An 8565-nucleotide genomic window follows, 5' to 3' on the forward strand; every position below is an offset into this window, starting at 1 on the left:
TTGATGGTGGCGGGAATCCTGTCGATGGCGTTCATGGGCTTTGCGGGACTCGGCACGAGTTAGCGATGTTGCAGCACCTGCTCATAGGCATAGGCGGCGTCGTGGCCTTGGCGGTGGCGTGGGTCTTCGTGCAGGAATGGGTACGCCGCGAAACGCCGGGGACGGCTCCGGACTGCGACATGCTGCAGCATTTGGCGCATCATTGTCACGGGTGCGCCCATGAGGGCGAATGCGCGGCGCATGATGCAGGTCCCGACGGTTGCGCTGGAAACGCGTAGCCAGTTCTCTCTGACCTCTCCCCTACCTTCCTGTCTAATGTCTCGCCGTAGATAACGCGCAGCAAGTTGTTTATTCTTTTGCTTTCACAACAACGAAGGGGGATTCACATGATCATCGATACTCTTACTCGAGGCGAGTTGTATTTTGGCCTTGGGCCACGGTTTAAAGCGGCATTCGAGTATCTATTGAAGACGGATTTGGCAACGCTCGCGGATGGCAAGTATGAGCTGGAGGGAGACAAGCTGCGTGCCATCGCGATGCGCTATGAAAGCCGTTTGCACGAGAACGGCGAATGGGAAGCGCATCGGAAGTATGCGGATCTGCAGTACATCGTGGAAGGGGCGGAGCTTATTGGCGTCGCGGTGAAGGGTCGGCTTCGCGAGGAACCGTATGACGAGGCAAGTGATTGCTTGGTGCTTACGGGCGATTGCGACGATTTTGTTACGGTGCGCGCGGGGGATTTTGCGATTTTCTGGCCGGGTGAGGCGCACAAGCCGTGCTTGGCGGTGGACGCGCCGGCGCCGGTGCGCAAGGTGGTGCTGAAGATCGCGTGCGAATAGAAGAAGGTTTTCACCACCAAGGCACCAAGACACCAAGAAGAGAAAAGCACGACGTGCGCGTTAATCACGCGATCTCATCAGGCACACCACCATTGGAAATCTGTAATACAATTACCAATACTCCATGTAGCTCTTCAGATCCGCATTTCGTAAAACCTCCAAGGCCTTGCGGCTTGGATCCTTAGAAGTGAGTTCTCTTTCCTCTCTTCTTGGTGTCTTTGTGACTTGGTGGTGATAAAGGAGTTCTCTTCCAATGGAGCCGATACCGCGCGAGGTGGATGAGGTCGCCAAGCAGGTAGTGGACGCGGCGTTCGCGGTTCATCAGGCGTTGGGTCCGGGGTTGCTGGAGAGTGTGTACGAGGCATGCTTGGCGCATGAGTTGCGCAAGCGGGGATTGAACGTCGAAACGCAGGTCGTGTTGCCGGTCGTATATGACGGAGTCGAGTTGGAGGCGGGGTTGCGGCTCGATTTGCTGGTGAATGGATGCGTCGTTGTGGAATTGAAAGCGGTGGACCATCTTTTAGATGTTCACAGGGCGCAGGTGATGACGTATTTGAAGTTGACGGGGCATCGGCTGGGATTGCTCATCAACTTCAATGTGCCCCTGATCAAGGACGGCGTAAAACGAATGGCGCTGTAAGAAGTGATTTTCACCACCAAGGCACCAAGACACCAAGAAGAGAAGAGGAAGGAACACACTCCGAGCTTTACGCAGATCGCACGTGAACATCGCGCTGGAGCTCAAAGCTGAAGTCCAGAAAAGGAATCCTTGATTGTAATACAGTTTCAGAATACTGTTTTTATGATTACCATCAAATAGGTTGGGAGTCCCGCGTTTTGTACTCTTCTTCTTGGTGCCTTGGTGACTTAGTGGTGATAAAGGAGTTCTCTTCCAATGGAGCCGATACCGCGCGAGGTGGATGAGGTCGCCAAGCAGGTTGTGGACGCGGCGTTCGCGGTTCATCAGGCGTTGGGTCCGGGGTTGCTGGAGAGTGTGTACGAGGCATGTTTAGCGCATGAGTTGCGCAAGCGGGGATTGAACGTCGAAACGCAGGTCGTGTTGCCGGTCGTATATGACGGAGTCGAGTTGGAGGCGGGGTTGCGGCTCGATTTGCTGGTGAATGGATGCGTCGTTGTGGAATTGAAAGCGGTGGACCATCTTTTAGATGTTCACAGGGCGCAGGTGATGACGTATTTGAAGTTGACGGGGCATCGGCTGGGATTGCTCATCAACTTCAATGTGCCCCTGATCAAGGACGGCGTAAAACGAATAGCGCTGTAAGAAGAGATTTTCACCACCAAGTCACCAAGACACCAAGAAGAGAAGAACACCCGATAAAGAGGATTGTTACAGTCGGCCGGGTGGGCACAAGTATTCCGAGTGGGCGATTGGGCTGAGTAAAGTGCCTGGGACACGGTGGCCAACTCTGTAACCTTGTTACTTAATGATGGGATCACTATCCGCGCCGCTCACGGTCACTGACGATTCCTGTGCAGCGTCTTCTTGGCGTCGTTGTGGTGAAAAAGTAGTGTATGAAGCGCCGGCGAAGACCAAATCAAGTTGACGGGACATCGCGCGGTTGGGAAATTTTAAATCTCAAAATTTAGACTTCAAATTTGCCAATTGAATCTGGGGCGTATTCACTTCATGGATCGGTAAATCGCTTCATTTCAGACCTGTCATTTCGTAGATGCGCACTTCCAGCGGGGCAAGCGCGACGTCAAACGTTTGCGTGGTGCCGGTGACGTTTTCGCCGGTGGTGCGCACGACTAGAGTGTTGGGTGGTTTGGGGAGCTTGAACTGCGTCGTAGCGGGCTTCTCGGTTGCGTTGACGACGATCAAAGTCGTTGTGTCGCCGAGTTGTTGTGCGCGCCAGCAGATATCTTCGTTGGGTGCGGTCTCGATACGCGGCGCGGGCTCGACGGACAGCAGGACCGGAATCATATCCCTAATCTCGGCGGCGATAGCCTTCACCTTGGGCCAGTGCTCTTCGAACGGGGTGGTCTTGTCGCGGCGAATGTCGAACCAACTGTAGAAGATGAGTCCGTTTGCGCCTTCGGCAATGCATTGCCAGGCCATCGAACGCATTTCGTCGAACGTGGGCATGCGGTCTTCGGGTTTGGGTGTTTCCGACTTGGAGTAATTGGCCCAACTGAAAACTTGTGGCACTTGCCACACGGGGCGCGCGTAGCATGATCCTTTGCGGGTGGCACGGGTATATTCGGCGGCGCGGGAAGCGGAAATGCGCGCGATGGGATAGGGGTCGGTGCCGATCACATCGAAGGTCGGCATGTAATCTCGAATCTGGTCGAATTGGAACAGCACGGCGTACGTTGGGTGATCGGGATCGAGGGAGCGGATGTACTCGTTGTGCGCGACGAGGCGATCTTTGTATTCGAGCGAGAGTTCGTCGTTGATGTACCAGGCAAGAACGGCTGGATGGTTCTTGTAGGCGTCCACCTTCGCCTTTATCGAGGGGAACTCGTCGTCCACGCTCTTGATGTCCGAGGGGCAGTAGGTCGCGCCGAAGTAGGTGTCTTTAACGGTATAGATGACTTTCAAGTTCTTCGCGTGTGCGAGGTCGAGTTGCGCTTGATCGGGTTGAGCGTAGGGCAATAGACAGTTGAAAGGACTGTCGGCGTATATGTCGAGTTGTTCGGCGTCGATGCCGCCCCAGTACATGCCCAGCGGAAAGAATGGCTGGCCGTTAACGATAAGACGATTGTATTCGTCGATGGTGCAAACGCGTTGAGAAGAGCCTGTCAGGCGCGTAAGCGCGAGCGATTCTTCATCGAGGCACTCCCCGGTCGCTTTGCTGTACAGACTCGCGGTGACGTGGTGAAGACCTTCCTTGAACGAAGCCTTTGGTATCGAGATTTCGAGGCTGTTTGAGGTGGGATTGGCATTTCCGGAGGCGGCCTCTTCCCCACTCGCGTCGCACGTGGCGCGCCACCGAAGCTCTACGTCCTTGGGAAGCAGACCGTAGTCGGAGAGATTGAAGAACGCGCTGAAGCGTGCATCCGCGAGACCGGCATCGGTCAGTTCGCCACGGTAGTTGGGATAGAGCATGACAACCGAAAGCGGGCGTTCACGCACTTCGCGCACGCTGATATCGTCCCACCAGGCCGTGCCTTTCATATCCTTGCGAAGATAACAGTTGATGGAAATGCCGGTGGCATCTTCGGAAATGCGAGGACTGATCGCGGTCACTTGCGTCCAGTCTGTGTCGCCTTTGCGTCCATCAGGATAGAAGCCCCCGAGGTATTTGCCGTTCTTGCCGTGCCATTCGAGGCAGACTGTGGCGCCGCTGTCATCGCCGTCCACGCCTTGGGTCTTCACCCAGAAGGAGAGTTCGTACATCTTGCCGGGTTTCAGTGGAATGCCTCGACTGCAGAGAAGATACCGGTCCGCGTTGTCATTGACGTATTTGAGTGACGCGCCGCCGGAGTGAAACGTAGCGGTATCGCGGGTATAGACGTCGCTTGCGGCTCCCCAACCGGTGGGTGCGCCGTTGGCGTCGGCGTCTTCGAAGCCGGGGTTGGCGGCTAGGTTGTCGCCGACGACTTCGAAGTCGGGAGTCGCGGCAGCAGACAGGATGAGCGCGAATGAGACGACAAAAGGCAACATGAGAATCCCCCCCCGGTAGTCAACGACAGGGAGAGTATGACGGATGGGCGAGGTGAAACGCGACTTGGGACCGGAATTCGACCACGAATCAGACGAATTACACGAATAGAAGGAGCAATCAAGAGCGAAGACGACTGCCGTGGAAGGCGAACGCTATAGGAATGCCGTCATGTGTTTGCGCGGTGACTATTCGATTTCAATTCCTTGGATGATCGCATCGTTTGCGCCGGTGGCGGTGATGCGGATGGTGATATTGCCGTTGCTGTCGGGAGTAATGGCTTGCGTGCGGATGTCGGCGGCCATGCCGATTTGCCCCGCGGCTTGAGCGGGGTCCCAGTTGTCGCGAATAGGAAATCCGTTGACTTCGATGGACATCGGGCGCTGGCCGGTTTCGGTGAGCCATAGCTCGGCGAATTTGAGGTGGACGCTGTACACGCCGGGCGGCGCGGGCACGGTGTAGACGAGTGTCTTCCCTGTGCGCGCGCTTTGGTAGAGGGTTTGATCGTACAGCGTGGGCGATGCCTGCGCTACGGGCGCATCGGAATGGAGCGATGCGCTTTCGCTTGGGTCTGCGGACCAGATGTAGCTGTTCCAGTCGATGAAGGGAACCGTGGACCCGCAGTTGATGCGGACCGTGGGATTCGTCTCAGGGAGTATTTCGATGGCATGTACGAGGGCTTCTCCGGTTTCCTGAGAGGGCTCGAAACCACCGGTAAATCGCAGCACAAGCTGTCCGTCCGCGTTTGGCGCGAGGTTACGAAAAACGCGGTCGCAGGCTCGGCCAGGTCCTTTTGCGGCATGACACACGTCGAAGTTTTCGAGCAGCACGCGGCCGTTGATATGTACGTTAATGGGCCGTTGAAACGACCAATCGAATTGGGTTTCGGCGAGTTTGATACGCGCGGTGTATAGACCGGGCTTCACGGGTATCGCGTAGGAGAAGTCGATTCCCTGTCTCCCGGACTGATAGAGCGGATAGTCGCCGGTCGCGGGCAACGTGCCTTGAATCGCGCGAACACTGGAGACCGCATCGCCGCCGGTAAAGTATTTGTCTTCGGACCAGACGTTGCCGGTCGTGTCGGTATACGACTGAGAAGTACCGCAACGAATGCGCACGACACTGGAGTCGCGAGGAGATTCCGAGGCGAGGTACGTGATGCGTGGCATCCACGCAACGATGTCGGTGTCAGGCGACGTGCCGTGATCGAGGACGAAGCGCAACGTGTCGCCAGCGGCGACATCAAACGACAGGTCGTGCGATGCGCCGGTAAGGTTGTTTACAGGGACTTGCGCCCAGTCTTCCTGAGGCCACACACGAGTTACGTTGTGGAGGATGTGGACGCGCAGGCTCTCCCCCATGCTTTGTCGGTAAATTTCGCGCATTGCGCGGCCCACGACGCGAATCGTCCCGGACTTTGGAGCGGTCCAGGTGCGCACACATGCGACCGAGGGAGAGGCTTGTTGCCAGCCACGGCCAACGCGGGCATTGTCGGGCCCTTCCCAGTAGCCTTCCACGCCGCCGGGCTGGTTGGGTGTTCCGCCGAAGTCGCCGGCGGGACTCTTCGCGGGCGCAACGAACGTCATGGGAGCGAACGAGATGCCGTCGGTGGAAGTTTCCGCGCTCCAACCGTCGCGGCCTGCCTCGGCGAAGTGCCCGCCCAGCGCGGCGAAGGTGTCTTCGCCTCCTGGCAAGGGTTGCGCAGAGGTCCAGTCACTGAGGTTGCCATCGCCGTCAACGGTACGCACCGAGTAGGCTGCACCGGAGTCCCAGCCGGGGCTGTGATCGAAGTAATATGTGCCGACACTTGCTTTGCCGATGACCGTATCGCCGCGTTGGACGAGGTAATAACTGATCCAATTGTCGTCGATGCCGGGCGACCAGTGGATGCCGATGCCGCTGTGTCCGATGTTGGTTTCACGGCGGAAGTAGGCCTGTCCGGGCGCGGCGGGCGGCGTGTGATCGCTGCCTGAACCGGGCCTATTGGGCAAGCCGAGGTAGACGAGCTCGCCGGGAGTGGGTTCCTTTAATGCGATACCGGATGCCATTAGGTCCGCGCCGGTACTCAAGAAGGATTGCCGCTTCGATTCGAATCCGACTGCGTATTCGCGGTCAGGTTGAAGACCGACCGGATAGAACGTCGCGCCGGGCTTTGGAGTGTGCTTCAGAATGACGCACGATTTTGTCTTATCATGGTTCAGGCGTTGGTCGTAGTAGAAGTCCTCATCGCCTTCAACGCGCGGGTGCATCATGTAGGACCATCGGCCCGCGACGCCTTGGCTTCGCAGATAACGGTAGATTTCCATCATGCGGCGAATGGCTTCGTGGTCGGGTTCGTCGGCTCGGGCATACCAACCGGGAACGAAAGAGAGCTGGCCCAGCATGATTTCCGGGTTGTACTTCGCGCCTTGCGTGAGGACATCAATCAGATCGAGCCATTTGTCGGGTGGTTCAAGATAGGAGAGGTAGTGAGTGGTCTGAGGACCGCGCCCCATGTCGGAGAGATAATTCACGTCCGCAAACCGCTGGATCTCAAATTGATGGGCGTATCGGCTGCCGCCGTCGCAAGTATGGAACGAACAGCCAGGATTCACGGTGAGGAAACGTTCGACGCGTTGACGGAAAGCCTGTTCTTCCGCAAGCCCGAGTCTACCGACACCATCCGTGCGCCATTGAAAGTCGCCCCATGAACCGGCTTTGGTGTCCATGATGCCGCCAGCAGGACGGCCCGCGGTCCATACAAGCCACTTCATGTTCATCTTGTCGAGATAGCGGAGTGTCTCCGCGAAGTCGGGTCCCTCAAAGGTTGGCGAGAACACAACCGCGTAGGAATCGGGGATGGGCCAACTGGGGTATTTTGACCAGCCGGCATCGTCCCAGAGCATCTCGATGCCCAGCGTCCGCATGAGGTCGGCGTCCATGTCGAGACCGGCAAGACGGGCGGTAAATTGTTCTTGCAGGTTACGGGAGCAGAAGAACCACGCAACGGCCCACTTTGTCTTCGCGTAGTAGTCGGGATTTGTGTAGTCCCAGAGATATTCATATTGCCAGTCGTACACGCGCCGCCCCATATCATCGAGATCGCCGTTGAAGACGCCGAAAGTCGCGAGCGGCATGGTGAGCTTCTGGTTCGGAGAAAGGGTAAGGCCAGTCCAGGCAGGTAGACCTGCGGAAAGGGCCGCATCGCTTCCGGCACGATCGACGGTCAGCGTCCACGTGCCGAGATGGTCCAGCGCGATAAACAGGCCGTCGTTGGGAGCAGAGTTGCGCACAAGCGCAGTCCAGGGAACGTAGTTGTCTGTCTTTTCTCCGAGAACCGTGCGGTGGTAGGTCTCCCCCACTTCGGCGCTTTCGAGTTGGCCTTGATTGGGACGGCTCGTGCCGCCGCACAGTGTGTGGTGAGTCAGGGGAGACGATTGAGGATCGTTGTATGTGAAGGTGAATGGCGAGGGCGCATTTAACGTGAAGGATGAGGAAGAAGCGTTTTCGAGCTCGACCCATTGACGCATGACGGACGTGCCGGGATGGGCTTGAACATGGAGAAAGGCGCGCAGCGCGTCCTGAGACAATGCCAGCTCCAACTGAACCGCGGGACGTCCTCCCACGGTCGCTTCGCTGACGGTGCCCGACAGGAGGGTCCAGGACGCGGACTCGCTGCGCGATGACAGGCTCCGGACTGGTTCATGATGGATTCGTGCAATGCGCACCGTGGCAGGGTCGGTGCCTGACGCGTGGCGCGCGACCCCGCGAACGGTCACGGTACCGTCTTTCGGAGCCTTCCAAACGCGCACCAGTTCGTAACCGTTCATAAGATGAAAGCGGGTTGCGCCAATACTGGGGCATTCGAAGGGCGCGCGAAAGCCGACGGGGACACGGACCTTCTCGGGATTGGAGGGGTCAGGCTGCACGACTTCGTCCATGAGTTCCATGTCACCGCGTTCGGGAGAGGCCAAGTAAGCAAACCAGACAGGGCCTTGCGGGAAAGTGGGGTCGTCGGTGGAGGCAAGGCACGGGCTTCCGTCGCCGTAGTCAAGGGTGCTGGGCCACTCGATCAGGGCTCCTCTGTCGTCTAGGCGGGTGACAGCCCCGAATCCGATGAG

6 protein-coding genes are annotated in these 8565 nt (G+C 57.7%); 4 read left to right on the plus strand and 2 right to left on the minus strand.

The genetic code is table 11. The features are described 5' to 3' along the window. From K1Y02_23140 to K1Y02_23155, 4 genes are all read left to right on the plus strand, one after another. A partial coding sequence (locus tag K1Y02_23140; protein MBX7259276.1) for a hypothetical protein occupies positions 1-278 on the plus strand: 278 nt, incomplete at its 5' end. Between the two features lie 108 nt (positions 279-386). Then, entirely contained in the window at positions 387-839 is a 453-nt protein-coding gene (locus K1Y02_23145) for a YhcH/YjgK/YiaL family protein (protein MBX7259277.1), read from the plus strand. A 253-nt stretch (positions 840-1092) separates the two neighbouring features. Beyond that, positions 1093-1479, plus strand: a complete 387-nt coding sequence (locus tag K1Y02_23150) for a GxxExxY protein (GenBank protein MBX7259278.1) — start codon at positions 1093-1095, stop codon at positions 1477-1479. 255 nt (positions 1480-1734) lie between these two features. Beyond that, positions 1735-2121, plus strand: coding sequence for a GxxExxY protein (locus K1Y02_23155; protein ID MBX7259279.1), 387 nt, complete (start codon positions 1735-1737; stop codon positions 2119-2121). Positions 2122-2505: 384 nt separating this feature from the next. Here K1Y02_23155 and K1Y02_23160 read toward each other — a convergent pair whose 3' ends face one another. Beyond that, on the minus strand, positions 2506-4467 hold the full coding sequence (locus K1Y02_23160; GenBank protein MBX7259280.1) for a hypothetical protein: 1962 nt from the start codon (positions 4465-4467) through the stop codon (positions 2506-2508). Between the two features lie 186 nt (positions 4468-4653). Next, positions 4654-8565, minus strand: a 3912-nt coding sequence (locus K1Y02_23165) for a malectin (protein MBX7259281.1), incomplete at its 5' end; no start/stop codon positions are given.

This window comes from Candidatus Hydrogenedentota bacterium, assembly GCA_019695095.1.
Lineage (GTDB): Bacteria > Hydrogenedentota > Hydrogenedentia > Hydrogenedentales > SLHB01 > JAIBAQ01.